The 24,221-nt window shown below is 59.8% G+C and carries 32 protein-coding genes and 1 tRNA gene; 14 read left to right on the forward strand and 19 right to left on the reverse strand.

The features are described from left to right. Positions 1-29 precede the first annotated feature (29 nt). From exsD to ascL, 12 genes are read left to right on the forward strand one after another with little or no spacing between them, the layout of a single operon-like run. A complete protein-coding gene (exsD, locus tag AACT07_RS13520) occupies positions 30-845 on the forward strand; it encodes a type III secretion system negative regulator ExsD (protein ID WP_069528267.1) in 816 nt (271 codons plus the stop codon). Between the two features lie 15 nt (positions 846-860). Beyond that, a complete protein-coding gene (ascB, locus tag AACT07_RS13525) occupies positions 861-1,286 on the forward strand; it encodes a YscB family type III secretion system chaperone AscB (protein WP_017411838.1) in 426 nt (141 codons plus the stop codon). After that, a complete protein-coding gene (gene ascC / locus AACT07_RS13530) occupies positions 1,259-3,112 on the forward strand; it encodes a SctC family type III secretion system outer membrane ring subunit AscC (RefSeq protein WP_171902780.1) in 1,854 nt (617 codons plus the stop codon). Before ascB ends, ascC begins: the two co-directional genes overlap by 28 nt. Beyond that, entirely contained in the window at positions 3,109-4,413 is a 1,305-nt protein-coding gene (gene ascD / locus AACT07_RS13535) for a SctD family type III secretion system inner membrane ring subunit AscD (RefSeq protein ID WP_040065230.1), read from the forward strand. The genes ascC and ascD overlap by 4 nt, the downstream gene beginning before the upstream one ends. Continuing rightward, entirely contained in the window at positions 4,376-4,588 is a 213-nt protein-coding gene (locus AACT07_RS13540) for an EscE/YscE/SsaE family type III secretion system needle protein co-chaperone (protein WP_040065228.1), read from the forward strand. The genes ascD and AACT07_RS13540 overlap by 38 nt, the downstream gene beginning before the upstream one ends. After that, positions 4,581-4,838 (forward strand): type III secretion system needle filament protein AscF, encoded by a 258-nt coding sequence (ascF, locus tag AACT07_RS13545; RefSeq protein ID WP_040065226.1) that lies wholly within the window; start codon positions 4,581-4,583, stop codon positions 4,836-4,838. The genes AACT07_RS13540 and ascF overlap by 8 nt, the downstream gene beginning before the upstream one ends. Continuing rightward, positions 4,838-5,191, forward strand: coding sequence for a YscG family type III secretion system chaperone (locus AACT07_RS13550; protein ID WP_069528270.1), 354 nt, complete (start codon positions 4,838-4,840; stop codon positions 5,189-5,191). Before ascF ends, AACT07_RS13550 begins: the two co-directional genes overlap by 1 nt. After that, positions 5,188-5,742: a YopR family T3SS polymerization control protein gene (locus AACT07_RS13555; RefSeq protein WP_069528271.1), complete on the forward strand. Its 555-nt coding sequence runs from the start codon at positions 5,188-5,190 to the stop codon at positions 5,740-5,742. Before AACT07_RS13550 ends, AACT07_RS13555 begins: the two co-directional genes overlap by 4 nt. Further along, the gene (gene ascI, locus AACT07_RS13560) at positions 5,742-6,080 is read left to right on the forward strand and encodes a SctI family type III secretion system inner rod subunit AscI (RefSeq protein ID WP_005334527.1); all 339 of its coding nucleotides are present in this window, start codon (positions 5,742-5,744) and stop codon (positions 6,078-6,080) included. Before AACT07_RS13555 ends, ascI begins: the two co-directional genes overlap by 1 nt. Before the next feature lie 6 nt (positions 6,081-6,086). Beyond that, entirely contained in the window at positions 6,087-6,827 is a 741-nt protein-coding gene (gene ascJ, locus AACT07_RS13565) for a SctJ family type III secretion inner membrane ring lipoprotein AscJ (protein WP_179831119.1), read from the forward strand. Further along, positions 6,824-7,450, forward strand: coding sequence for a SctK family type III secretion system sorting platform protein (locus AACT07_RS13570; RefSeq protein ID WP_069528274.1), 627 nt, complete (start codon positions 6,824-6,826; stop codon positions 7,448-7,450). Before ascJ ends, AACT07_RS13570 begins: the two co-directional genes overlap by 4 nt. Next, positions 7,429-8,094: a SctL family type III secretion system stator protein AscL gene (ascL, locus tag AACT07_RS13575; protein WP_069528276.1), complete on the forward strand. Its 666-nt coding sequence runs from the start codon at positions 7,429-7,431 to the stop codon at positions 8,092-8,094. The genes AACT07_RS13570 and ascL overlap by 22 nt, the downstream gene beginning before the upstream one ends. Before the next feature lie 149 nt (positions 8,095-8,243). On the opposite strand, the gene ruvC is transcribed toward ascL, so the two are convergent. The 5 genes from ruvC to AACT07_RS13600 all read right to left on the reverse strand — a co-directional run bounded on the left by ruvC (position 8,244) and on the right by AACT07_RS13600 (position 16,216). Beyond that, positions 8,244-8,765: a crossover junction endodeoxyribonuclease RuvC gene (gene ruvC, locus AACT07_RS13580; protein ID WP_005334512.1), complete on the reverse strand. Its 522-nt coding sequence runs from the start codon at positions 8,763-8,765 to the stop codon at positions 8,244-8,246. 115 nt (positions 8,766-8,880) lie between these two features. Beyond that, positions 8,881-9,930 carry an efflux RND transporter periplasmic adaptor subunit gene (locus AACT07_RS13585; RefSeq protein ID WP_069528278.1) on the reverse strand — a complete coding sequence of 350 codons (1,050 nt, stop codon included), beginning with the start codon at positions 9,928-9,930 and terminating at the stop codon, positions 8,881-8,883. A gap of 15 nt (positions 9,931-9,945) precedes the next feature. Next, complete coding sequence (locus AACT07_RS13590; protein WP_069528280.1) at positions 9,946-13,008, reverse strand: efflux RND transporter permease subunit; 3,063 nt, start codon at positions 13,006-13,008, stop codon at positions 9,946-9,948. Between the two features lie 166 nt (positions 13,009-13,174). Next, on the reverse strand, positions 13,175-15,514 hold the full coding sequence (locus AACT07_RS13595; RefSeq protein ID WP_069528282.1) for an acyl-CoA dehydrogenase: 2,340 nt from the start codon (positions 15,512-15,514) through the stop codon (positions 13,175-13,177). Positions 15,515-15,562: 48 nt separating this feature from the next. Continuing rightward, positions 15,563-16,216 carry a TetR/AcrR family transcriptional regulator gene (locus AACT07_RS13600; protein WP_005334507.1) on the reverse strand — a complete coding sequence of 218 codons (654 nt, stop codon included), beginning with the start codon at positions 16,214-16,216 and terminating at the stop codon, positions 15,563-15,565. Between the two features lie 462 nt (positions 16,217-16,678). Between AACT07_RS13600 and AACT07_RS13605 the strand changes: the two genes are divergently transcribed. Continuing rightward, a complete protein-coding gene (locus AACT07_RS13605) occupies positions 16,679-17,419 on the forward strand; it encodes a phosphatase (RefSeq protein ID WP_069528321.1) in 741 nt (246 codons plus the stop codon). 89 nt (positions 17,420-17,508) lie between these two features. After that, a tRNA-Thr gene (locus AACT07_RS13610) sits at positions 17,509-17,584 on the forward strand. A 933-nt stretch (positions 17,585-18,517) separates the two neighbouring features. Here AACT07_RS13610 and AACT07_RS13615 read toward each other — a convergent pair. From AACT07_RS13615 to AACT07_RS13680, 14 genes are all read right to left on the reverse strand, one after another. Beyond that, entirely contained in the window at positions 18,518-18,925 is a 408-nt protein-coding gene (locus AACT07_RS13615; protein WP_083249978.1) for a type IV toxin-antitoxin system YeeU family antitoxin, read from the reverse strand. Between the two features lie 2 nt (positions 18,926-18,927). Continuing rightward, a complete protein-coding gene (locus tag AACT07_RS13620) occupies positions 18,928-19,242 on the reverse strand; it encodes a hypothetical protein (protein WP_069528284.1) in 315 nt (104 codons plus the stop codon). 89 nt (positions 19,243-19,331) lie between these two features. Next, positions 19,332-19,628, reverse strand: coding sequence for a hypothetical protein (locus tag AACT07_RS13625; protein WP_029303523.1), 297 nt, complete (start codon positions 19,626-19,628; stop codon positions 19,332-19,334). Between the two features lie 30 nt (positions 19,629-19,658). Then, on the reverse strand, positions 19,659-20,000 hold the full coding sequence (locus tag AACT07_RS13630; protein WP_069528286.1) for a hypothetical protein: 342 nt from the start codon (positions 19,998-20,000) through the stop codon (positions 19,659-19,661). A 1-nt stretch (position 20,001) separates the two neighbouring features. After that, positions 20,002-20,544 (reverse strand): hypothetical protein, encoded by a 543-nt coding sequence (locus AACT07_RS13635; RefSeq protein ID WP_069528288.1) that lies wholly within the window; start codon positions 20,542-20,544, stop codon positions 20,002-20,004. A 79-nt stretch (positions 20,545-20,623) separates the two neighbouring features. Then, positions 20,624-20,986 (reverse strand): hypothetical protein, encoded by a 363-nt coding sequence (locus AACT07_RS13640; RefSeq protein ID WP_069528290.1) that lies wholly within the window; start codon positions 20,984-20,986, stop codon positions 20,624-20,626. Continuing rightward, the gene (locus tag AACT07_RS13645; RefSeq protein WP_069528292.1) at positions 20,983-21,198 is read right to left on the reverse strand and encodes a hypothetical protein; all 216 of its coding nucleotides are present in this window, start codon (positions 21,196-21,198) and stop codon (positions 20,983-20,985) included. The genes AACT07_RS13640 and AACT07_RS13645 overlap by 4 nt, the downstream gene beginning before the upstream one ends. After that, on the reverse strand, positions 21,198-21,704 hold the full coding sequence (locus AACT07_RS13650; protein ID WP_069528294.1) for a hypothetical protein: 507 nt from the start codon (positions 21,702-21,704) through the stop codon (positions 21,198-21,200). The genes AACT07_RS13645 and AACT07_RS13650 overlap by 1 nt, the downstream gene beginning before the upstream one ends. 317 nt (positions 21,705-22,021) lie before the next feature. Continuing rightward, positions 22,022-22,207: a hypothetical protein gene (locus AACT07_RS13655; RefSeq protein ID WP_253182264.1), complete on the reverse strand. Its 186-nt coding sequence runs from the start codon at positions 22,205-22,207 to the stop codon at positions 22,022-22,024. A gap of 34 nt (positions 22,208-22,241) precedes the next feature. Beyond that, complete coding sequence (locus AACT07_RS13660; RefSeq protein ID WP_069528296.1) at positions 22,242-22,433, reverse strand: hypothetical protein; 192 nt, start codon at positions 22,431-22,433, stop codon at positions 22,242-22,244. After that, a complete protein-coding gene (gene radC / locus AACT07_RS13665) occupies positions 22,430-22,927 on the reverse strand; it encodes a RadC family protein (protein ID WP_069528298.1) in 498 nt (165 codons plus the stop codon). Before radC ends, AACT07_RS13660 begins: the two co-directional genes overlap by 4 nt. Positions 22,928-23,015: 88 nt before the next feature. Then, positions 23,016-23,318: a hypothetical protein gene (locus AACT07_RS13670; protein WP_069528300.1), complete on the reverse strand. Its 303-nt coding sequence runs from the start codon at positions 23,316-23,318 to the stop codon at positions 23,016-23,018. Then, on the reverse strand, positions 23,293-23,721 hold the full coding sequence (locus AACT07_RS13675) for a hypothetical protein (RefSeq protein ID WP_069528303.1): 429 nt from the start codon (positions 23,719-23,721) through the stop codon (positions 23,293-23,295). Before AACT07_RS13675 ends, AACT07_RS13670 begins: the two co-directional genes overlap by 26 nt. A gap of 10 nt (positions 23,722-23,731) precedes the next feature. After that, positions 23,732-24,157 carry a DUF2787 domain-containing protein gene (locus AACT07_RS13680; RefSeq protein WP_069528305.1) on the reverse strand — a complete coding sequence of 142 codons (426 nt, stop codon included), beginning with the start codon at positions 24,155-24,157 and terminating at the stop codon, positions 23,732-23,734. Positions 24,158-24,221 lie beyond the last annotated feature (64 nt).

A 24,221-nucleotide genomic window follows, 5' to 3' on the forward strand; every position in this document is an offset into this window, starting at 1 on the left:
TGCCCGCAGCAAGATGAGCAAGGCATAGCATGAGTCAGCAAGATCACCATTCACCTAACCAGGGCCTGTTTGCAGGTCGTCGGGTTACCGTTGTCCAGCCAGATACCCTGAGTCGGGATCGTCTGGTCGGCCAGCTGTCCGTGCTCCGTTATCAGGATGCCGGCGTGATCACCTCGCAGCAGATGGCCCTGTTGCAACGACTGTTGCCAAGAACCCGACTGGAGAGCCTGTTGGGCTCCATCTGGTTTCAGCGCCGTCTCGATGCCGCGCTGGCCGTCTCGCGTGAGGAGCTGCAACAGATCTTGCGTCTGGCAGGCAGCGAGCGTTGTGACTGGATGCAGCAGCTGGGGGACCGCATCAATCTGGCGGATCGTCCCTTGCTGTGGCACTGGGTGCTCTATCCCTTGCACCGCTGGTGGGTTCAGCGTCTTGAACCACTTTACGGCGCCTGGCTTAACGAACTGGAGCAGTTGCAGGTGATGCGCCGCCAGCTCAATGCCCAGGCTGTGTTCTGGCAGACCGTGGTCGATGTACCGGCGGATCTGGAGAGCCGGATCACCGATCAGCTTGAGCAGTTGAACCTGCGCGAGCAGGAGCTCACCCGGCTGCAGACTGATTGTGAGACACGTCTCCAGCTGGCCTGGCCTGCCTGGTATGCGCAAACGAGCAAGGAGGGGGACCCGGTTCACCTGATGCCGGTACCGCTTGAGCTCGGCACATTCTGGCATGCCCTGCAGGCTCTGCCCCATCAGGACGAGGCAGCCCTAACCCTGCATGAGTGGCTGGCCGGCCGGGGCATAGCCCTGGTTCAGGATCACTTCTACTGGCAGCCTCTTGCGCCCTAGATAGCCCGAGGAACTATGCAAACGCTACTGAATCGATTGGCCGCAAACCTTGGCCAAGGGCCTTTTATTGCCGACGCACAGGGAAAGTACCATCTGCGGATCGATGGTTATCCCCTCTTTCTGACCCCCAGAAACGGTGAATTGCTGCTGAGTACCCCGCTTGCAAGCAGCCAGAGGAATGATGCTGAGGCCCATGATCCGGCGCTGCTAAAGCGTCTGTTGCAACAGGTGGTGGCCTGGGGCCGTCATGCCCCCCATGCCCTGGTGCTGGACGATCTTGGCAATTTGCAGCTGGAGGCGCGGCTCGCACTGGAGTGGCTCGATGAGGCGCTGCTGGCGGAGCGCCTGAGCCAGCACATCGCCCTGCTGGAGCGGTTGGAACCCCAATTGACCGAGGCCGCCTTGGCCCCCCAATGGAGACAGATGATATGGCACCCTTGAGTGTGCAACCCCTGCTGCGTCCCCTGTTGTGGATCTGCCTCGCCGTGATGGCGTGGCAGCGTCCCGCCATGGCACAGGAGCTGGACTGGGTGCCCATGCCTTACAGCTATGTGGCAGAAGGGGAGAGTCTGCGCGACGTGCTGGTCAACTTCGGTGCCAACTACGAGGTCTCGGTGGTGGTCAGCGACAAGGTCAACGATCAGGTCAACGGTCAGTTTGAGCATGACGAGCCGCTCGCCTTTTTGCAGCAGCTCTCCTCCCTCTATAACCTGGTCTGGTACTACGACGGCAATGTGCTCTACGTCTTCAAGAACAGCGAAGTGCAGTCCCGTCTCATCAATCTGGAGCAGACTGGCGCAGCAGAACTCAAGCAGGCGCTGCAACGAGCCGGGATCTGGGAGCCCCGCTTTGGCTGGCGCCCCGATGCGGATAACCGGCTGGTCTATGTCTCCGGCCCGCCCCGTTACCTTGAGCTGATCGAGCAGACCGCGCTGGCATTGGAGCAACAGTCCCAGCTGCGCAGCGAGAAGACCGGGCCGCTGGCCATCGAGATCTTCCCCCTCAAGTATGCCTCGGCGACCGATCGCTCCATCCAGTACCGCGATACCGATGTGGCGGCGCCCGGTGTGGCGACCATTCTGGCCAAGCTGCTGAGCGATGCTGGCGTGCAGATGGTTAACGGCGAGGGTAGCAAGGCAGCGACGGCCACCTCCGGTCAGGCCATCGTGCAGGCCGATCCTTCCCTCAATGCAGTGATCGTGCGCGATGCCCCGGAGCGGATGGCGATGTACGGCAAGCTGATCGCCGCGCTCGACAAACCGGCGGCCCGCATTGAGGTGGCGCTCTCCATTATTGACATCAATGCCGAGGATCTCTCCCAGCTGGGGGTGGATTGGCGAGTGGGGATCCGCACCGGTTCCAACCAGCAGGTGATTATCAAGACCACCGGCGATCGCAAAGGAATTGAAGGGGGCGCCGCGCTCGGCAGTTTGGTGGACTCCAAGGGACTCGACTATCTGCTGGCCCGGGTCAACTTGCTGGAAAATGAAGGCAATGCCCAGGTGGTCTCCCGCCCGACCTTGCTGACCCAGGAAAACACCCAGGCGGTGATCGACCACAGCGAAACCTATTACGTGAAGATCAGCGGCGAGCGGGTGGCCGAGCTGCAGGGGATCACTTACGGCACCATGTTGCGGATGACGCCCCGGGTGATCCAGATGGGTGACAGACCCGAGATCAGCCTGAGCCTCCACATCGAGGATGGCAACCAGAAACCCAACAGTGCGGGGGCCGATGGCATTCCCACCATCAGTCGCACCGTGGTCGATACCATCGCCCGGGTCGGCCATGGCCAGAGTCTGCTGATAGGCGGTATCTACCGCGACGAGATGAGCGAGAACCTGAGCAAGGTGCCCTTCCTTGGTGACATCCCCTATCTGGGGGCGCTGTTCCGTAGCAAGGACACCCAGACTCGTCGTTCGGTGCGGCTATTTATCATTGAGCCTCGTCTGATTGATGACGGTATTGCCCACTATCTGGCCCTCGGCAATGGTCAGGATTTGCGAGCTGGGGTGCTCGGGGCTGATGAGATCTCCAATCTGAGTCTCTCCCTTGGCAAGGTGCTGGGGGGCGCGCAATGCCAGCCGCTGGCTGCAGCCCGTGATGTGCAGCAACTGCTGCGTCAGGGGGGCAAGAGCTCGTCCCTCACTCAGTGCCGGATGGGCAATGAGCTGGGGTGGCGTCTGGTCGAAATGAACAAGGATCAAAAATGTACACCGGCCGCCAGCTGGTGTGTGCAGGCGGGCAATGAGGGCGCGACCCGATGAGCTGGAAGTGCCGCGTATATCGCGGGCTCAACCGCGGGGTAGAAGTTCCTCTGCCGGAGGGGCGTCTGGTCATCGGTTCCGATCCCCTCAAGGCTGATCTGGTGCTGGTGGATGAGGGGATGGCCCCCGAGCATCTGGTACTGCTGGTGAATGGGGAAGGGATCACTCTGCAAGCCTGGGCGGACGGTATTACCCCGACTCAGGACGGTGTCGCCCTGACCGCGGGAGAGACGCTCAGGGCGGGGACGCGCCTGGAGGCAGGCCCGCTGCTCTGGAGCTTCTGTGACAACAGTCGTTCGCTACCCGAACAGCTGGAGGTACTGGCGGCGGTGGTTGCTCCTTCTCGTGCGCCGCGGCGGCGGGCAGCGGGCGCCGATGTCTGGATGGGGGTCCTCTGCCTGAGTCTGGTGGTCGCCGTGGTCTTGCTGCTCGGAACGGGCTGGTGGCATGGCGCCGACGAGAACGAATCCGCTCGTAGTGAGCAGGCATTGAAGCGCTTTCTGGCCGCACCAAACTACCGTCAGGTGGTGCTGAACAGCAGTGATCCGGAGCTGTGGCAACTCTCGGGTTACGTCGATGAGAACAGCGCGCGTCTTGCCTTGCAGCAGTATCTCGATAGCAAGGGTTTCAACTACCGGCTGGAGCTGCGCACCATGGAAGATCTGCGGCAGGGGGCCGGCTTTATCTTGCAGAAGCTGGGTTATGAACAGCTGCAGATCCGCAATGGCAAGGAGCCTGGCTGGCTCAAGCTCAGCGGTGAAATTCAGGGGCAGGATGGCAAATGGAGCACCATTGAATCTCTGCTCAAGCAGGAGGTACCCGGCCTGCTGGGGGTTGAGAATCAGGTACAGATTGCCGGGGCTTATCGCAAGCGCCTCGATGCCTTGCTGCAGGAGCAGGGGCTGGCTGGTGCATTACGGGTGCGTGAGGCGGGTGGGCGACTCGAACTCTCCGGCCAGCTGGATGAGCGCCAACTTGGCCAGTTTCAGCAGGTCAATCAGCAGTTTCGCCGGGAGTTCGGTACACACCCGACGCTGGAGCTGATCAATCAGACCAGAACGCCGCGTCAGGATGAGCTGGAGTTCGACGTGCGCAGCGTCTCGTTTGGCCGGGTGCCTTATGTGGTACTGGCGGACAACCAGCGCTATCCGGTCGGGGGCGCAACCTCCAGCGGGGTGCGGGTGCTGGCTATTCGCCCCGATGCGGTGGTGGTGAGCAAGGGCAAGCAGCAATACATCGTCAAATTAAAAGGAGCCGAGCGGCATGATGACCAGTTTGGAAGCGCGACTGTCCGGCGCTGATCCCGCCTTTGCCCGTGAGCTGCATGAGCAGCTTGTTCAGGCGCAGGGTGAAGTGAAACGGCAACTGCTGCGTGGTGGAACCCCGCAACAGTATCGGGAGTGGCAACAACAGGCCGACGCCATCGAGGCGGGGCTCACGATCATTGGCAAGTTAAAGGAGCACAACCATGGCTGATTACTTTAAGTATGCGGACGGTACTACTAACACCCTCGATCAGGTGGCATCGAACCTCTCCGGGCAGGCCAATGACGCCAATACCGAGGTCAACAAGGCCATTGAGGCGATGAAAACCAATCCGGATAACCCGGCGCTGTTGGCCGAGCTGCAGCACAAGATCAACAAATGGTCGGTGATCTACAACATCAACTCCACCGTGACTCGGGCCATGAAAGACCTGATGCAGGGTATTTTGCAGAAGATTTGATGATGAACCCTGAACTAAAGCGACAACTGGCCGAACTTGCGCTGGCTGGTACCGGCCACCATTGTCACCAGGAGGCGGCTATTATTGCCGACTGGCTGGCTGGTGCGCCGGAGATGACCGAGTGTGTAACGCTCATTCGCCTCTCCTCCCTGATGAACCGGGGGGATTACCAGGCCGCTTTGCAGCTTGGTGGCGAGCACTGCACACCGGATATCGAGCCCTGGCTGGCCCTGTGCGAGTGGCGGCTTGGCCAGCAGGATGCGCTGGCCGCACGGCTGCTGCGGCTGGAACAGAGCGGCCAGCCCGCCTTGCAACAGTTTGCTGCAGGCCTGCGCGAGCAGATGGCGTCATGAAGATTGAAGGTAGCGATCAGCTGGGGGGAGTGCAGCCGCTGCATCAGCCCCTCCCGCCTGAATCCATGGCTCAACGCCAGTTCGAACGACTGCTGGCCAAGACCCCCGAGCCGGATCTGTTCGAACGCTGGCAACAGGGGGCCCCCCTTGAGGGGTTGCTTGCTGGTGTAACACCAGCCGCCAAGCGTGAACTGCTCTGGCAGATCTACCAACAGGGCGACAAACTGGCGCCGGATATTGGCAAGCAGCTGTTTGCCCCGGTCACCGACAAGCTGATCGCGCGTTTTGGCGAGCGCCAGTCGCCGGTGGTGGATGCCATCGATCTGCCGGAGTTGCGAGCCACCCTGCGGGAGTTTGATCCCCTGGCGTCGCGGCGGGAGAAGGTGTTGCTGAACTTGTTGAGCGAGCTCAGAGACGGGCAGGGCGCTGTGCCTGCGGGGCATCAATTTCTCGATGCACTGGCCCGGCGCGAGCTGATGACCCTGATCCCGCTCAACGGCATGGTAGACAATCTGATGCGCAATTCGCACAAACTTGATCTGGAGGCGTGATGGAAATTACACAGTCTGCCCAGGCGGTGGTCACCAGCCTGGATGAGTTGAAAGCGGTGGATCTCTCCTCGCCCCATGTCGCCAGTTTTGAACAGGCGATGGGGAGCACATCCCAGGGGATGGGGAGCTCCCTGCTCGGGGAGCTGGGGGAGTTGAAGCAGCAGTTTGTCGAGGCCAAACAGAGCCTGCAAGCCGAGCTGGCGACCCCGGGGGATGATCCCAACAGCCTGATGCAGATGCAGTGGTCGCTGATGCGGATCACCATGCAGGAGGAGCTGATTGCCAAGACAGTGGGCAAGATGAGCCAGAACGTAGAAACCCTGTTGAAGACCCAGTGAGGTAGTGTGAAGAGATCGATGCTGATGGGGGTGCTTGGCGCCTCGTTGCTGCTCAGTGGCTGCAAAGTGGAGCTCTATACCGGGGTCACTCAGAAAGAGGGCAACGAGATGCTGGCGTTGCTGCAAACCGAGGGGATCGCCTCGGACAAGCAGCCGGACAAGGATGGCCGCATCAAGCTGCTGGTGGAGGAGTCCGACGTGGCGCAGGCCATCGAGACCCTCAAACGCAAGGGCTATCCAAAAGAGAGCTTCTCCACTCTGCAGGATGTGTTTCCCAAGGATGGCCTCATCTCCTCGCCCACCGAGGAGCGGGCTCGCCTCACCTATGCCAAGGCGCAGGAGATCTCCAATACTCTGTCGGAAATAGACGGCGTGCTGGTGGCTCGTGTCCATGTGGTGCTGCCGGAGGGCAATGAGGGGATCAGCAAGAAACCCTCTCCCGCATCGGCCTCGGTCTTTATCAAACATGCGGCGGATATCCAGCTCGATACTTACATTCCGCAGATCAAACAGCTGGTCAACAATAGTATCGAGGGGCTCGCCTACGACCGGATCAGCGTGGTGCTGGTGCCCTCGGCGGATGTGCGCCAGAGCCCGCTGATGCCGCGCAATACCTCGCTCTTCTCCATTGAAGTGAGCGAAGGTTCAAAGTGGCGGTTGGGCGGCTTGATTGCCCTGTTGCTGGCGTTGGTGGTGACCAGCAACCTGGCGCAATACATGTGGCACCGGAGCCGGAGTCGCGGATGACGGTCGGTTTGACCCCCTATCAGCTGCGCTTTTGCCCGGCCAGTTACCTCCATGAGGCGCACCTGCCCTCATCCTGGGCGCAGGTGCCGAAACTTTTTCCCGAGTGGCGGACGCAGCCAGCCAGTAACGGCGCCCTGCTCGAGGCGCTGGCATTGGGAATTGGCTATGAGATGCCCGCGCCACTGGGGGGATTGGCGCTCTTTCCCCAAAGTGAGTTGGTGCTGTTGTTGCGCCGTCTGGGGGCCGTGCTGCACGGTGAGTCGATCCGTCGCTGTCTGCTGGCACCGATGCTGCGCCAGATCATCGCCTTGCTGGGGGAGGAGGGGCACAGAGCCGTACTCTCCCAGCTCGACTTGTTGATTGGACCTTGGCCCGCTGGCTGGCAGCAGCCTCTGCCCGCTCAGCTCGATGAGGGGGTGCTGGAAGAGGCTGGTTTGCAGTTCTGGTTGGCGGCGGCCGGGGAAGGCTACCCCGACTGGGCCCGTCGTCTCGCCCTGCGACTTCCCCCAGCGCCACCCGGGCCATCATGGCCTTTGGCGGCTGACCAGCTGCCACTGGCCCGGGCGCTTTGTCTCAAGATTGCCAAACAGGTAACTCCCCAATGCTGCCATTTGTTGAAATAAAGAGTAACCATCTGCAACTGGCGCCAAGCCAGCGTATTTTGCGTAGCCAGGATTACCTCTCCTACCTGAGCGCACAGGAGTTGGTAGAGGCCGCTCGTGCCCAGGCGGCCGATATCGTGGCCGAGGCCCGCGCCGTCTATGAAGAGCAGAAGAGCCTTGGCTGGCAAGCCGGGATGGACGAGGCCCGGCGCGAACAGGCGGTGCTGATCCACCAGACCCAGTTACAGTGCCAGGGGTACTATCGCACCGTGGAGCAGCAGATGAGCGAGGTGGTGCTGCAGGCGGTACGCAAGATCCTGCACGATTACGATCAGGTAGCGCTCACCCTCAAGGTGGTACGAGAGGCGCTCTCGCTGGTGAGCAACCAGAAGCAGGTGACGATACGGGTTCACCCCGAGCAGGTGCAGGCGGTGCGCGACCAGATCGCCAGGGTACACAAGGATTTCCCCGAAATTGGCTATCTCGAGATCTCCGCCGATGCCCGCCTCGATCAGGGAGGCTGCATTCTCGAGACCGAGGTGGGGATCATCGACGCCAGCCTCGACGGCCAGCTGGAGGCGCTCTCCCTCGCTATGAGTTCGGCGCTGGAAAAGCGTGGTGAACAGCAGGCCCGACTCTCAGGGATGAATGCCGCGGTTGAATAAGGCGGCTGAATATATGGTCGGCTACGTGAGAGAACATTTATCTGACAAGTCCCGCCGATTGTTACCTGCCCACAAAAAAACCGCCCCGACTAGCCGGGGCGGTTTTTTTATTTAGCGATACCGAGATTAGTCGTGGGCGACATAAGGGCTCAGCGATAGCGGCCACGTACCGAGCTGCTGGCGCGGCCGGCCATTTTGATCAGGCTCTGGCGGGTGTGCAGGTGGCAGAGCGCGACGCCGAGGGCATCTGCTGCATCCGCCTGCGGGGTGGCGGAGAGTTTCAGCAGATGGGTCACCATATGCTGCACCTGCTCCTTGGCGGCGCCGCCGGTGCCGACCACTGCCTGCTTGATCTGGGTAGCGGAGTATTCGCTCACCGGCAGATAGGCGTTGACCGCGGCGACGATGGCGCTGCCCCGGGCCTGCCCCAGTTTCAGGGCCGAGTCGGCGTTGCGGGCCATAAAGACCCGCTCGATGGCAAACTCGGTGGGCTTGAACTGGGTAATGATCTCGCATACCCCGTCATAGACCTGCTTGAGGCGCTCCGGCAGCTCGCCGCAATCGGTGCGGATGCAGCCAGAGCCCAAGTATTCGGCCTTGCCGCCCACGACCCGGATAACCCCGTATCCGGTGATCCGCGAACCCGGATCGATGCCCAAAATAATGCTCATGGGTGTTGATTGCTCTAAACGCGAGTGATGGCCGCCAAGATAGCAAACTGTGGCCCGTTTGGCTGTATGTCCCGGGTCAAGCGGGCAAAGATTGGCCAGCTTGCGTCGGGCGTGGTTAGCCCTTGAACAGCGCTATGGTGTCGCCATCCTGCAGGCTGCCCGCGCCACGCACCACCACCCGATCCCCCTGCTTGAGGGCGCCGCTCACCGCCACCTGCTGGCTGTCGCCAAACAGCACGGTGACCGGCACCCGATTCACCTTGAGCGCCTTGCCGCTTCGCGCCACCTGATAGACCACGCTGCCATCGGTGCCGAGCACCAGGGCGTCCCGGGGCAGCAGCATGCTCTGCTGATCCCCCAGTGGCAGGGCAACCCGTACCGGCGAGCCGATGATGAAGTTGCCCGCTTCCGGTTTGAGGCGCAGCTCGATGAGGCGCGACTTGGGATCGGCGCTGGCGGCTCGCTGGTAATAGACGCCGTGACCGCTCAGCTGCTCCCCCTCCACCCGCAGCCGGGTTTGCGGTGCCAGCTGCTGGGCCCAGAGGATGGGGGCCTGCAGGCGGATATCCGGCTGATCCGGGTTGACCAGCTCCAGCGCCTGCTCGCCCGCGTCCACATGCTCGCCGGGCTGGATGAAGTGGTTGTTCACCACCCCATCGAACGGAGCATAGATGTGGCTGCGGCGCAGCTGTTCTTCAATCTGGTTCACCTGTATGGCGGCCAGTCGCTCGGCCAGCGCGGCCTGCTCCACATCGTAGCTGGCCTTGTCGTACTGACTCTGGGAGGCGCTCTTTTGCTGGTGCAGTCGGGTGACCCGCTGGGATTCGGCGCGGGCGAAGCGCAGGTTGCTCTGCCATTTCGCCTGCTCGGCGCGAGCCTGCTCCAGCGAGAGGCGCAATGCCGCGCTGTCTAGGCGCAGCAGCTCATCCCCTTTTTTGACCCGGCTGCCAAATTCGGCGATCCACTCCACCCGGCCGCTCACTTCGGCGCTTAGCGCAGCTTGCTGGCGACTCGCCACCGTGCCGCTGACCCAGATATTGGCGGCCGCATCCCCTTGGGTCACATCCGCCAGGGTCACCATCTTGCCCTGATCGGCCAATACCGGTAGCGCACTGCCTGCAATCAGCGCAGCGCCAGCCAACATTCGGGTAATCATATGTGTCATCGATGAGCTCCTTGCTCAGGCCCGCTGGCGCAGGGGTTGTGGGATCGCCACCTGCTCCCCGAGACGCAGGAAGGCAGGCAACAGGATCAGGGTAAACAGGGTGCTGCAGCTCATGCCGCCGACAATGACGGTGGCGAGCCCGCGGTAAATTTCGCTCCCCTCACTCGGGCTCAGCATCAGCGGCAGCATGCCGAAGATGCTGGTGAGGCTGGTCATGGCGATGGGGCGCATCCGGCTTTGCAGGGCATCGGCCACTGCCAGCTGACGGCTCATGCCGTCCCGCTCGGCGGTGCGGGTCTGATGCACCAGCAGGATGGCGTTGTTGACCACCAGTCCCAGCAGGATGACAAAGCCGATGATGGTGAGCAGATCCATCGGCAGCGGCACCAGCAGCCCGCTCAGTTGCAGCGCCAGCACGCCGCCAACCGAGGCAAGGGGCAGGGTGAGCAGCACCAGCAGGGCATCCTTGAGGGAGGCAAACACCCCCCACAGCAGCACCAGCAGGATCACCACGGCGAACAGGAAGATGGTCCCCAGATTGTCGAGCGCCTGTTGCAGGCTGTCGGCGTTGCCGGCAATGCGCAGCTCGCCACCGGCGGGCAGCAGGGGGCGGATGGCGGCAAAACTGCGGTTTTTCAGGGTGTCGATCACCTGCTCCATGGTCATGCCCGCCGGAGGGGCTATCTGCAGGCTGATACTGCGCCGCCCATCGGCCCGGAAGATGCTGGCCGGGCCCATGTCGTGCTCTACCCGCAGCAGTTCGCCAAGGGGAACGATGCGTCCGGAGGGGGTGGCCAGCGGCACTGCCTTCAGTTCGTCCGGATTGGCGGAGCTCTGCCCAATCAGCATGATGTCGAGCCGATCCTCGCCATCGAAATACTCGCCAACCCGCAAGCCGTCGCCAAAGGTCTGGATGATGGCGGGCAGGGGCGTGCGATCCCAACCCACTTCGGCGAGGCGCCGATCTTGCGGCACCAGTTTGAGCTCGGGGGCGGTGAAGTCGAGGCTCGGCTCGGGCCGGATTTGTGCTCCCGGCAGGTCCTTGCTGAGGATCCCCATGCTGGCTCGGGCCGCCTGATAGAGCTCGGGCAGGTTACCCCCCTGCAGCAGCAGGGAGACGCCGTTTTCGCTGTCAAAGCCGCCAAACAGCGACCCCTGACCGCCGAACACCCGGGTGTCGGGAATACCCACCAGCAGCTGTTTCATCAACAGGCTCTCCAGCTCCTTGATGCGGGTCTCGTCCTTGGGGCGCACGCCAATCTGGGCGCCCCCCGGGTAGCGCAAGATGTAGTAGTTCTTGAGGACAGGCTCTTTCTCCCCCTTCATGTAGGGGGCAAGGCGGGCGATCAGGGTATCGATCACCTCTTCGCGCTGGGCCTTGAGGTTGACCCCAGGGGTGAAGTTCATCCAGACATCCACCGCGTCCCGTTTCACGTCCGGCAGATAGTCCATCTTCGGCAGCAGCGCCCAAGTGGCCAGGGCCGGCAGGCTCATCATCAGGGTGATGACCGTCCAGCGCTGGCGTGAGGTCGAGGTCCAGCGGATCACGTGACGGGTAGTGTGCTGCCACAGCGACTCATAGGGATCGGTCAGTGTTTCATGTCCCATCCAGCGCGCCGCCACCGCAGGCAGCACGATGACGGCGACCAGCATGGAGACCGTCACGGCGCAGGCGATGGTGAGCGCCAGATCTGCAAACAGCTGACCCTCCACATCGTTGAGCAGCAGCACCGGCAGGAAGATGGCGACCGTGGTGAGGGTGGAGGCGACCAGCGCCGTCCACACTTGACGGGTACCTTCGAGCGCCGCCTCCGCCTTGCTCAAATCTCCCCGCTCGTGGCGCCGGTAGATGCTTTCCAGCACCACGATGGCGGCATCGAGCACCATGCCGACGGCAAAGGCGATGCCCGCCAGCGAGATGATGTTGAGGGTGCGATCCATCACCTTGAGCAGACAGAAGGTGAGCATGATGCTGATGGGGATGGCGAGGGCAATCATCAGGGTCGCCTTGAGCTGGCGCAGGAAGAGCCAGAGGATGGCACAGGAGAGCAGCACCCCGAGCCCCAGGTTGGCAGTGACCATGCTGACGGCGCGATTGATATAGAGGGAGGCATCGAACGACTGCTCCATGTGCAGCCCGACCGGCTCCAGCACCTCGCGGTTGAGCTCGTTCACCCGGGCCTTGATCGCCTCAAGGGATGCCAGGGCATTGGCGCCGCTCTCCTTGAAGATCTGGGCGGCGATGGCGGTATTGCCGTTCTGGATCCGCAGCACCGGGTTCTCTTCCCTGGCTACCCTTACTTCTGCTACATCCCGCAGATAGATGGGCAGGCCATCGCGCCAGTCCACCACCTTGTCCCCCAGCGTCTCGACATCGTAGCGACCGGCGAAGCGCAGCTTGTACTCCCAGCGCCCGATGTCGAGGGTACCGGCCGACACGTCCCAGCCGGTGGTGGCCCGGCTGGCCAGCACCGGGATCTCCACCCCCAGCTCGGCGGCGCGATAGGGGTCGAAGCGGATCTGGATTTGGCGCTCGTTGATCCCCTCGATCGCGACCGTCGAGACCCCTTCGATGCGTTCCAGCTCGGGTTTGACCCGCGCCTCGATCAACGCCTGATGATCATCGATCACCCCTTTGGCGCCGGGCAGTTGCTGGATGAAGAAGAAGGTGAGGGTATCGTTGCTGCTGTAGTTGTTGACGTAGGGGCCGCCGATCTTGTCCGGCAATCCCGAGACCCGGTTCAGTCGCGAAATCACATCGAGTTGGGCCCGCTGCATGTCGGTGCCGAGGGCAAACTCCATGTCGATTTCGGTAAAGCCGGGATAACTCTCGCTGGTGAGGCTCTTGAGCCCCTGAATCCCCTGCATCTCCTGTTCGATGGGGTCGGTGATCTCCGACTCCATCTCCTGGGGCGAGGCTGAACGCCAGCTCACCGAGATGTTGAGGTGTGGACGGTCGATGTCGGGGAACAGCTGGATCGGCAGTCCCCGGATGCTGAGCAGGCCCAGCAGGAAAATCAGCACGATCGAGACCGCCACCCAGATGGGGCGTTCGATCGCCGTTTTGGCGAGGTTCATTCACTCTTCCTGAGTTGTTGTTATCGGCCATTCCGCTGGCCTTGCTTCCAAAGTCACTGCAACAGGGACTCAAGCATTTAACTGGAATTCTCCCGGCTTGTAAATGCATGGTTAACAAACAAAAAACCGGCCACGAGGGCCGGTTTGGTACTGGTTTGCCAGGGGATCAGGCGGCGTGCTCGACCTTGTTTGGCTGCTTGTTTGCTTGCTGGGAGAAGCCTTCCAGCTCGCCCGGGGCGAAGTTGTCTACCTGAATCGCTTCGTAGCGCAGGGCATCGGCGGCCAGCAGTTTGTCCGCTTCGTCCTTGCTCAGGATGGAACCGGCCAGTGCGGCGGCAACCAGCTCCGGCAGCGCCAGTTTGCGGGGCAGTTTGCCCTCTTTCTGGGCCTGCACCAGCTTCTTCTCGTAGGGCTGCACTGCGACCATGGCCTGGAAGGCACGCTCCATCAGGCCGACCGGATCCGCCTCGTCCTTGCCTACATAGCAGAGAGCGGTCAGACGGTCGCGGAATTCGCCCGGCTTCATCATGGCCAGACAGATGGCGTGGCAGCGATCGTCTGCCGGCATCTTGTAACCGACGCCGAACGGGAACACCACGCGCTTGAGTACGGCACCCACCACCTTGTTCGGGAAGTTCTGGAAGAAGCCCTCGAACGCCTTGCCAATCAGGTAGAGGTTGCGCTCCACCGCGTACTGCACGAACGGCAGATCGGAGACCATACGGCCTTGATCCTCGTAATGCTTGAGGGTGGCAGAGGCCAGATAGAGGTGGCTTAGCACGTCACCCAGACGGGCGGAGATCATCTCCTTGCGCTTGAGATCGCCACCCAGCATCAGCATGGAGACGTCGGCGCACAGGGCCAGCCCTTTACTCATGCGGGACAGCTGTTTGTAGTAGCGGGCGGTTTCACCTGCCACCGGCGCACTGTTGAACTGGCCCAGGGTCAGCCCCTGGAACAGGGAACCGAAGAAGTTGCCGGCACCAAAGGCGATGTGTTTCATCAGCAGGGCGTCAAACTTCTCGAGACCGCGCTCCACGTCGGTATCAGCCGCCGCTTCCAGCTCGGCAAACACGTACGGGTGGCAGCGGGTGGCACCCTGCCCGAAGATCATCAGGTTGCGGGTCAGGATGTTGGCCCCCTCCACCGTGATGGCGACTGGAATACCCATGTAGGCGTAGCCGGTGTAGTTTTTCGGGCCCAGCTGGATGGCGCGACCGGCGTGAATGTCCATGGAGTCATCCATGATCTGGCGCGCCATCTCGGTCATGTGGTACTTGGAAATCGCGGTGACGATGGCCGGCGCCTGACCCAAGTCCAGCGAACCTGCGGTCATGCGACGGGCCCCTTCGAGCTGATAGGTGAGGCCACCGATGCGGGCCAGCGCCTCTTGCACCCCTTCAAACTTGCCGATGGACATGCCGAACTGCTTGCGTACATAGGAGTAGGCGCCTACGGTACGGCTCGCCATGTGACCGCAAGCGGTGCCCAGCGCAGGCAGCGAGATGCCGCGACCGGCGGAGAGGCACTCCACCAGCATGCGCCAGCCGCGACCGGCGTAATCCGGGCCGCCGATGATCCAGTCGAGCGGAATGAACACATCCTTGCCGAAGGTCGGGCCGTTCATGAACGCCAGACCCATAGGGTAGTGGCGATCGCCGACGCGCACGCCGGGGTGGCTGGTGGGGATTAGGGCGCAGGTGATGCCGAGCTCTTCCTTGTCACCCAGCAGTTTTTCCGGGTCATAGAGTTTGAACGCCAGCCCCAGCACGGTAGCGCGGGGCGCCAGGGTGATGTAGCGCTTGTTCCAGTTGAGGCGAATACCCAGCACCTCTTCACCCTTGTGCATCCCTTTGCAGACGATCCCCTTGTCAGGAATAGCGCCTGCATCGGAGCCCGCCTCCGGCCCGGTCAGGGCGAAGCAGGGCACCTCTTTGCCGTTGGCCAGCCCCGGTAGCCAGAAATCTTTCTGGGCCTGGGTGCCGTAGTGCATCAGCAGCTCACCCGGGCCGAGAGAGTTCGGCACCATGACGGTGACCGCCACGCTCAGGCTCTTGGTCGCGATACGGGTGACGATGGTGGAGTTGGCAATCGCCGAGAATTCGCGGCCGCCATAGGATTTCGGGATGATCAGGGAGAAGAAGCCTTCCTTCTTCAGATAGTCCCACACCGGCTCCGGCAGGTCTTTGGTTTCGTTGACGATCTTGAAGTCGTCAACCATGGCGAGCAGGGTTTCGACCTGGTTGTCGATAAAGGCCTGCTCCTCTGCGGTCAGCTCGGCCTTGCCGTAGCCGTGCAGTTTTTTCCAGTCGGGGTTGCCGCGAAACAACTCGCCATCCCACCAGACGGAGCCGGCTTCCATGGCCTCCCGCTCGGTAGCTGACAAGGGCGGCAGTATCTTTTTGAAGATGCCGAACACCGGACGGGTTACCACCTTTTTACGGATGGAGGGTACGCCGAGCACAACGGCTATCGCCAGCACCAGCAGGACAAGCAATGTGATCATACCGAAGTTCCTTCTATTTCACTGTTTCCGTTGATTTATTGTTGGTTGTTACACGGCCAGGGAGAGCCTGGTCGACTCCACGGGCGCCCCGACTCCGGACGCCAGATAAGGAATAACGTTGCGCACCAGCCCTTCCACATCGAGCTGCTGGCCAAAGTCGGCCAGGGCGATGTCGCGCAGCGCATCGGCAGAGGCCATGGTGAATACGACGGTGCCCAGGGTGAAGTGCAGGCGCCAGAAGAGATCTGCCGGCGACAGGGCAGGATTGGCCTTGGAGATGGCCTGGGTGATCCGCTGCAAAATGGGGCCATAGTGGGCGGTGATAAAGCGGCGCAGGTGGCCCTGGCTGTCGATATAGCCGCGCCCAAGCAGCTGCATGAAGATGGCCGGGCCGTTGGCCCGTACCGCCGATAGCTTCATCAGCGGCTCGACAAAACTTTCAAACAGTTGCAGCAGGGTCAGCTGCTCCTGCTCCATCAGCACCCGCAGGCGCGCATCCAGATCCGGCATAAACAGGCTCAGGTAACGGTCGAGCACCGCCTGGATCAGCTCCTTCTTGGAGCCGAAGTGATAGTTCACCGATGCCAGATTGACATCGGCCTCACTGGTGATCAGACGCAAAGAGGTATCGGCGAATCCCCGCTCGGCAAACAGCACTTCAGCGGCGTCGAGAATACGGTTTTTGGTATCGATTTTACTCACTGGACACCTCACTTAAACGAATGTTTAAAAAGTACGTTTCATAACGTGAAGTGTCAAGAGAATGTGAATGAGTGTTAGCGGAATGTTTTTCGATGAAAAAAGCAAAGTGGGCGGAACTTAGTCAAAAAGCAGGACTCTATATCTATGCCACTGCAATTAAACATTAAGTCTCGCCCAACCTGCTCCATGCTAGTTGGGCTTTTTTTTTGCGCGTTTGTTACCTGTTTGCAGGCAAAAAAAACCGCCGCAGGGCGCGACGGTGGGGAAAGTGAGTTCGCGTCATCCTGACGGCAAACTGTCGATGCGAGTTCAGGCATGTATCGACGGGGGCAGTATGCCAGCCAGAGCCCCTCAGACTATGTCAGCTTCGCGGTATTTTGTGACAAAGTGTGGCAAGCACTGGCGTGGCCCAAGCTGCCGCTCTTTGCTATGCTGCCCTTTCAAAATATGAGGGGAGAGAAGATGAAGTACCCGGTCGATACCCACACTCACACCATTGCCAGCACCCATGCCTACAGCACCATCCACGACTATCTGCCGATAGCCAGGGCCAAGGGAATCAAGCTGTTCGCCACCACGGATCATGGCCCCGAGATGGCCGATGCCCCTCATGTCTGGCATTTTGCCAACTTGCCGATATTGCCAAGAGTGGTGGATGGGGTGGGGATCCTGCGGGGTATCGAGGCCAACATCAAAAACCTGGAGGGGGAGATCGATTTTCCCGAGCGCTATGAGTCGCGCCTCGACATGATCATGGCGGGTTTTCATGAGCAGGTATTCCCTCCCTGTGATCAGGCCACCCATACCCAGGCGATGATCAACGCCATCAAGAGCGGCCGGGTCGACATGATCAGCCACCCGGGCAACCCCGCATTTCCCATCGACATTCAGGCGGTGGTCAAGGCGGCGGCGGACTATCGGGTGGCGCTGGAGATCAACAACTCCTCCTTCATTCATTCCCGCCCGGGGAGCGAAGGCAACTGCCGTGCCATCGTTGAAGCTGCGCGAGATCTGGGGGCCTATCTCACCTTCGGCTCCGATTCCCACGTGGCATTTACTCTTGGCGATTTTGACCACTGCCACCGTCTGGTGACCGAAGCGGGCTTCCCGCAAGAGCGGATCCTGGTACGCTCCCCCCGCGCCCTGCTCGAATTTCTCGAAAGCCGCGGCCGGGCCCATATCCCCGAGTTTGCCGATCTGTAAATCGGGCTCTAACACCATGAGCCAACTCATAAAATCGAGCTGGCTCAATTGACTTGCCGGTCATTTTTTATGAATGTGGAGAGCAACAAGCCGGTATAGCTCAGTTGGTAGAGCAGCGCATTCGTAATGCGAAGGTCGTAGGTTCGACTCCTATTACCGGCACCATTAAAAACAGTGACTTATGATTTCATCATGCCTGATAAATTATAGATCTTCGTCCTGGGTACCACATGGGGTACCACATTTGGCACACAGTAGGAACTAACCTTACTTCCGAAGGTACTTCCTAACGGCGAGTACCACACTATCTCAATATTCTCTTAGTCGGGTAGAGCTGTGTTGATGAAGGAAAGTGTTACAACACTAGACTGACCCACTAGAATCCCCCCACCTTTGGCGACTAAGGCACCAAGGGAGATAAATCATGTTGTTCTGTACGGCATGAACTAAGCTATAACTGCTAAGCCATTGAAAATAAAAGAACTTTAATTTTTATGGAAGTGCTTTTTTAGTTTTGAACCCACATTTAGACCCACATCAAGTAAGCTAGATATCATTGTAGATGACTCCATTATCTGTTAGACCAATGAACATCTGTGTCTTCATTGGAGCCTGTATCCTCCTCGTATAATGATGCTACGACCAGCACCTTGCCTTTTATTGCACTGTTTTCCTCTCCATCTCACGAACACAGGGTGCCAAGTGACTCTGTCACTCCCTTCTTAGCAAACCGGTTTTGCAGCGGCCTGCATGTTCAAAAAAAGCATTGCTTCTTGAAAAGGATATCATTCTCTTGTACAGGTTTTGGTAAAGAGACACCGGTTTGAGGCCGGTGTCAGGTGATGACTCTAGGCAGTGTTCTCAAAGTGTTCATATTTCAGGCGCAGCAATTTCAAATCATGGGGGGGGGGCTCCAAAAGAGCCCTGCTCACGTGATTTTGAGGTGAATAAATGCTGTGTTTTGGGAAGAATGTGGCTCAATCAAGCGGTAAGATCGCTTTTCAACCACTTTAGGAACACCGCCTAGGTCCTTCACCCACACCTGTTCACTTATCACGGACGAGTAGACGCAAAATTTTCCCACAAGCGGATTTGTGGTCACACTTTGTGGTCAGGAGTGGCGTCCATACTCGTCGCAGGGTAAATGCAGATATAGACATAACCGTGACTACCCAAGGTATCTGCTTCGCAGATAAAACTGCCGTGCTGGGTAGTGATGCATTGCTGGCGCTGAGCATCCAGTTTGCCGGTCAGCAATTTAGCTTCCAGTACCTTGATTATCTCCGGGAAGCTGTGGTCGAGCTTGTCTATCTGCATCTGACTCCACTCACCGATCAGACTGGCTCGATCGGATAGATAATCGAGTCGGTAGTAATTCTGTATCAGACGAGCGCCAAAGCGTGGTGAGATATCACGCGGCAGACCCCAGCTGATGCTGGGGAGCGGTGTGAGAGCTGGGGCCTCTGGTTGCTGTGTAGCAGAGCATGTGGGATGGGTTGTGGTCATGATTAGCGATACCTCAGTTCAATATTGATGCGGGTGCCCGGCACGTTGTGGCGCAGGCGTAGTCTGGTCAGGTGCTGCGGAAGGTCGGTCAGACTGGCCCGTCGCCCCCGGTAGAGTCGGGAGAGATTGACGTAGTCAGGGTGACTCACGGTGATGGTCACCTGATGTCCTGGCTGCCAGCGGCCAAACAGGCGAGCTTTAGCTTCCCTGATGGTGGTGATGCCGGGGGCTGGTAACGTTTGCCGGTTGCGCAGATGCAACGTGTTAAGCTCGGGGGCATAGCGATGCACCTCGAGCCCAGTGATAAGACGGGTCATGTTCGGTGACTCCAATGGTGCCAAGGGCCAGCCTGTGAGGGCTGGCCCTTTATGTTGTTTGTTGATGAGTGATGAGATGGTCGTGGTGGCTAGCCGTTGTAAAACAGGATGTAGTTCACACCGGCCTGCTGGGCAGCAGTGAGCAAGGGTTGCAGTGCTGGCGGGATGGCATCGAGCTCCATGGCCAGATTCAAGGTGTACTCATAGGCGGAGTCATCTTTCACACCGACATGTTCATGGGAGGCCATTTGCTTGACCCATTGCCATTCCGGCACCAGGTCTGCGTCATCGTAATCGCCGATGATGGAACTCATGGCGACATCCAGCATCTGCATTACCGAATGGCCTGCCAGTGAGTCAGGTGTTGCAGGGAGGGGGTTGGTCATTGCATCGTTCCTTGTTGTCTGGGCTGTGCGTTACAGCTGATTGATAACCAGCTTGCAATTAAGACGGTCCAGCAGGTGCAGCGAGCCGTACTGGGCTACCAGTCGGTCTATGGCCATCTGGGCGCAGGCCGTTCTGCTGGGCTTATTCTCAGGGATTGCGTAACGAGCGGTCAGCCAGCCGCCGAGCAGCGCGATGCGATAGCCGCTCGGGATGTGGGTGAGCGACGTACCGACGCCCCTGCCGTGAATGAGGAAGGGAACAGCTTGGCCGCCGATGTCGATATCCATGCGTTGGCCTTTGAGCTCAAAGGTGGTGAGCTCGCCGGTTTGCGGGTGCTTGCCCGGCACCTTGATGGTGATGTTCTTCGCCATGTCACACCTCCGGTTTGGCTTCAAAGTGGCGGGTTACAACGCCCGCTTCCGGGTCGATACTGATAAACGCCGGGGCTTGCGGGTGGTACTGGTAGAGCCGCGCCAATTCAGCGCGAAACGCCTCGACGTTTGGCGCAATCACATGGCTGGTATCCCCCTCGGCGTAGGTGAAGGTCTCGAGCTTTTCCGTGTGAATCCAGATGCCAAAGTACCAAGCATCCTCTTCGGTGTCGTATTGCTGCCAGCCCTGGGCCAGCAGTGTTCGGTCGTAGTAGTAGCGGTCTGTCTGATGGCAGCCCCGGTCGATGCGGCAACCCGTCACGGTGAGCTCAAACGGGATGCGCCCTGCCTTGTGCGCTTTCTTGACTCGACGCAGCAGCTTGAAGGCCTTGGCTCTGCTGCGGCCATTACCGAGCGGTTGCGGCTGCCTGGCCCGTAATGCCAGGTGGGTCATTATCTTCGGTGCAGTGTTGTGGTTGAGCTGGCTGATAGCAGTGGTGAGTTGTCGGGCGGACAGAGTCTTGTAATCACGTAGGTCATGCATGGTTGGGGTTCCTTCAAATGCAAACAGCCCCTCGGCGTGAGGGGCTGTATGGGATCTTGTTTGTGCTGGTGGCCGTGGCTCAGGTGTGACTACTCCAATCCGGCTTTTCATTACTGCCGTGGTTGAAGTAGGCCCCCACAATGGTGCGTCGCCACTCCCCAACGGGATAGCCGAGGTCGTTGCACTCACGCTCCCACCACGCAAAGTTAATCTCGCGGGGCAGGTTGTCCACCATGTCCAGTGGACTCACGAACAGCGTGGTCTTGTGCATCGTTGGCACGGGCTTGATCTTGTCGGGGCCAGTGCGCTTGCCGGTCTCGTCATAGTTGTGTGCCCACTTCGGGAAGGTGAGTTGATAGGCAATGAGCCTATGCAAATCGCCATGTGCGCTCATTGCCTGAGCGACTGCGACCTGAGTGAAGCTATCGTTGAACTCGATCATGGGTGTTTCTCTCTTTCTGCAGGTGAACGGTAAGCCGCTGCCAGCAGCACAAATTGTTCGGCCAGATAACTGATGCTGATGCCCAGCTCATCGCTGACTCCATCCCCCAGACGGTGATGCAGGTGTGCCATGTCATCGGCGATGCGTTGGGCCATCTGGGCTGTACCGTCTGGTGGTGAACTCGTCATGGTCAGGGTGATGGAAAGATTCATCACATCTCTCCCCAAGGGGCTTGGTCCCACAGTGACAGCCGGGTCAGCACGTCTTGCGCTAAAGCTTGCTGAAACTGCTGTAGTACCTGCACAAGCCGAGGAGCCTGCTCAGGGCTCCCGCTCCATTCGCTCGATTGGTACAGGGCGCAGCAGGTGAATTTGTAGAGGGCAACCAGCTCGCTATCGGTGAGCGGTCCCTGGTGGTAACGGTGGGCAGGTTTAATCTGTCCCAGCTTGGTCGAGCAGTGCTGGCGTGGTTCTTTGTGGTCCTGCTGACGCCCCAGCTGATAGCGATGCCAGACCGCCCGCCGATTGGCGAGCATCATCAGCCGTACCAGCCGGTCTACCCGCCACGTCCAGGTACTGGTGACATCCATTGGCGAGTTCCACCAGAGGGTGCGCAGTAACTCCAAGGTGTAGTGCGGTGGCAGCGAGGCATTGCAAAAACGGTGTAACTGTACGGCAAAGGCAAGATAGTCCTTGCGATCGATCATGAAGGCAGACATGGGGTGACTCCTTGAAATGCAAAAGGCCACCTGCAGTGAGGTGGCCTTGTGGGTTGTGTCGGGATATCCGGATCATGGTGTGGGACCTGATGATCCTGGTTTGATGATCCGGGTGATCGGGTGGAAACGTGATCGGCATGCATGTTATTGGGCGATCGACGGTTCGTTATTGGTGATCCTGGCGTGTGTCGGGATGCGCAGCATCAAACAGGATGGCGTAGAGCGCACAATCAATGCCGTTGACGGCATCGTGGTGCGGGTAATAGGGCGGAGCGTCTCGGGAGCGTTCGAAGTAGTCGCCAAAGCAGCTGAGGCATTCACGGGTCTCGATGGTGGATCCTTGCCAAGGTCTCTTCAAGCCGCTTGGCATAACCCTCGTCATCACGCGCCTTGGCGACGGCTTTTTCCAGTAATGCCAGCGCCTCCTCATTGCTGACGGCTGCCAGGCCATGGCGCAGCTTGTCCAGCGTTTCCTCAAGGGAATAGGGGTTAGGTAATCGCACTGTGTTTGTCCCTTCTTGGCTTGGCTTGGTTTGGCTAATGGCGTAGCTGATGCAGCAGTGCATCAATGGCTTCGATACAATCGGCCTGGGTGAGCGGGTAGCCGCTCGGCAGGTGAGCGACGATGGCGGGTTTGGCCTGCATCTCGACGTTGTCAGCAAGCCAGCTGCGCAATTCGAGGAGAATATCGAGGGCGGTGAGGTGGGTTTTACCTGGGGTCTGGTTCATAGCTGACCTCTTTCGGCCAGCGAGACGACACCCTCAGCACCGACCACCAGATGGTCGAGCAACCGGACATCGACCAGGGCCAAGGCCTCTTTGAGGGCCTGTGTAAAGACCCTGTCAGAGTGGCTGGGTTCAGGGTCACCGCTTGGGTGATTGTGGACGGCGATGATGGCCCCACAGTTTAGTATCAAGGCCCGCTTGACCACTTCCCGAGGGTAGATGCTGGCACTGTCGATGGTGCCGCGAAACAGTTCCTCAAAGGCCAACACGCGATGCTGGGAGTCAAGGAACAGTGCGCCAAACACTTCATGCTCTCGGTCCTGCAGCAGGGTTTGCAGCCGCTCGGCGGCCTCGGTGGTGCTGGTGATGGCGGTGCCTTTGGCCAGGCGCTTGCGGGCAATTTGGTTGGCAATACGCAGCAGGTCTTGCTCGGTCACCGGTTCGGTGACGACATAAGTGCCGGGGCATTCCCCGGCTTTGAGTTTGTGGTAACGCATGGTGGTCTCCAGAAAAAGAAAGACCCCGGCAGCGCTAGGCATACCGGGGCTAAATGCAGAGGTGTTGTTGGTTCACTTTGAGGATAGTTCAGTTGGCCGTCGTGATGGGGGCTGCCATGGCTGTGGGCTCACTCTTCCCTGGCTCCAGCGATTCGGGGACCAGCACGGTGAGCGGGATAGCCAGCGCAATGCTTAGCCGTTCCGCCAGCTGGTAGGCTGGCCCTATGGTGTCGTAGTCTGCCACCCAAGTGGCCAGCGCCAACCCACTGACCTCCAATGCTCGTAGGTAGACGCTGTAGCCCTGCACGGGTAGGCCACTGTCACGCACCACCTGCGTCTCGCCCTCTCGATTAATCGCTTCAAGCTCAACGGCTATCGGTTGTTTGGGCATCGAGTGCCTCCTCTTGGGGTAAGGGGTCACTCTCCACACGATAACCGTGATGAGTGCAGGTACGCTGCAGGTCAGCCAGGAAACTTGCCAACACACGGGGTTGCTCGGTGGGCGAAACCGGTCCTGCTTGGCAGCGCCAGAAACAGCGACGCGTGGGGTCCACACAGATTTCATCCACGGGTTGGCTCATGGTGCGCCAATCCTCGGCATTGGTGAGGGAGAGCAGTTGCCACTGCACGCCAGACCAGCGCAGGTGCAGCGTCACGGTGCGGGCATGGGGGCTATCAGGCGTTAGGTGTAGCAACCAGCGCTCGCCCTGGCGAGTCGGTAGCAGCTTGGCCTTGGCCGCGACCAGTCCCAGCCACTGGCGTGAGTAATGGGAGAGTGGTAGTTCGTTAGTCATCACACACCTCCTACTCCCCACGGACCTCAACGGTGAAGTACACCATCCGGCAGTAGGCAACAAAGTTGGTCTGCCACAGGGTGAATAACTCATGGGCCTCTGAGCGCTGGATTGGCCCCCATCCTTGCAAATAGTGTTCGTCATCCAGGAAGTTGAAATCGAGCTCCTTGCAGAGCTCGGCATCCTGGCCCAGTCCCTGATAACTGAAATCGGTGACGTAATCGAACAGCCAGCCATCAAGACCACGTATCAGGCGGATCTCAACGGGGTGAGCTCCTCCTTGCTCGGGGCTGTAGGTGGGGCTGCGAAAGTTGAAGGTGAGTTGGGTCAGGTGCTCTGGGTCGAGGTCGGTATGGGCGAGCTCCTGAATGAGTAACGCGAGCAGCGCTTGGGCAACGGGCAGGGCAAAGGCGCCCTGATAAAAGCAAAATGACATAGTGGTTTCCTGATGAACAAAAAAACCGGTGCACGAGGCACCGGTTGTAGCGTGATGGAAGAGC

The sequence above is a fragment of the Aeromonas sp. ANP5 genome, assembly GCF_963870295.1.
Taxonomy (GTDB): domain Bacteria; phylum Pseudomonadota; class Gammaproteobacteria; order Enterobacterales; family Aeromonadaceae; genus Aeromonas; species Aeromonas veronii.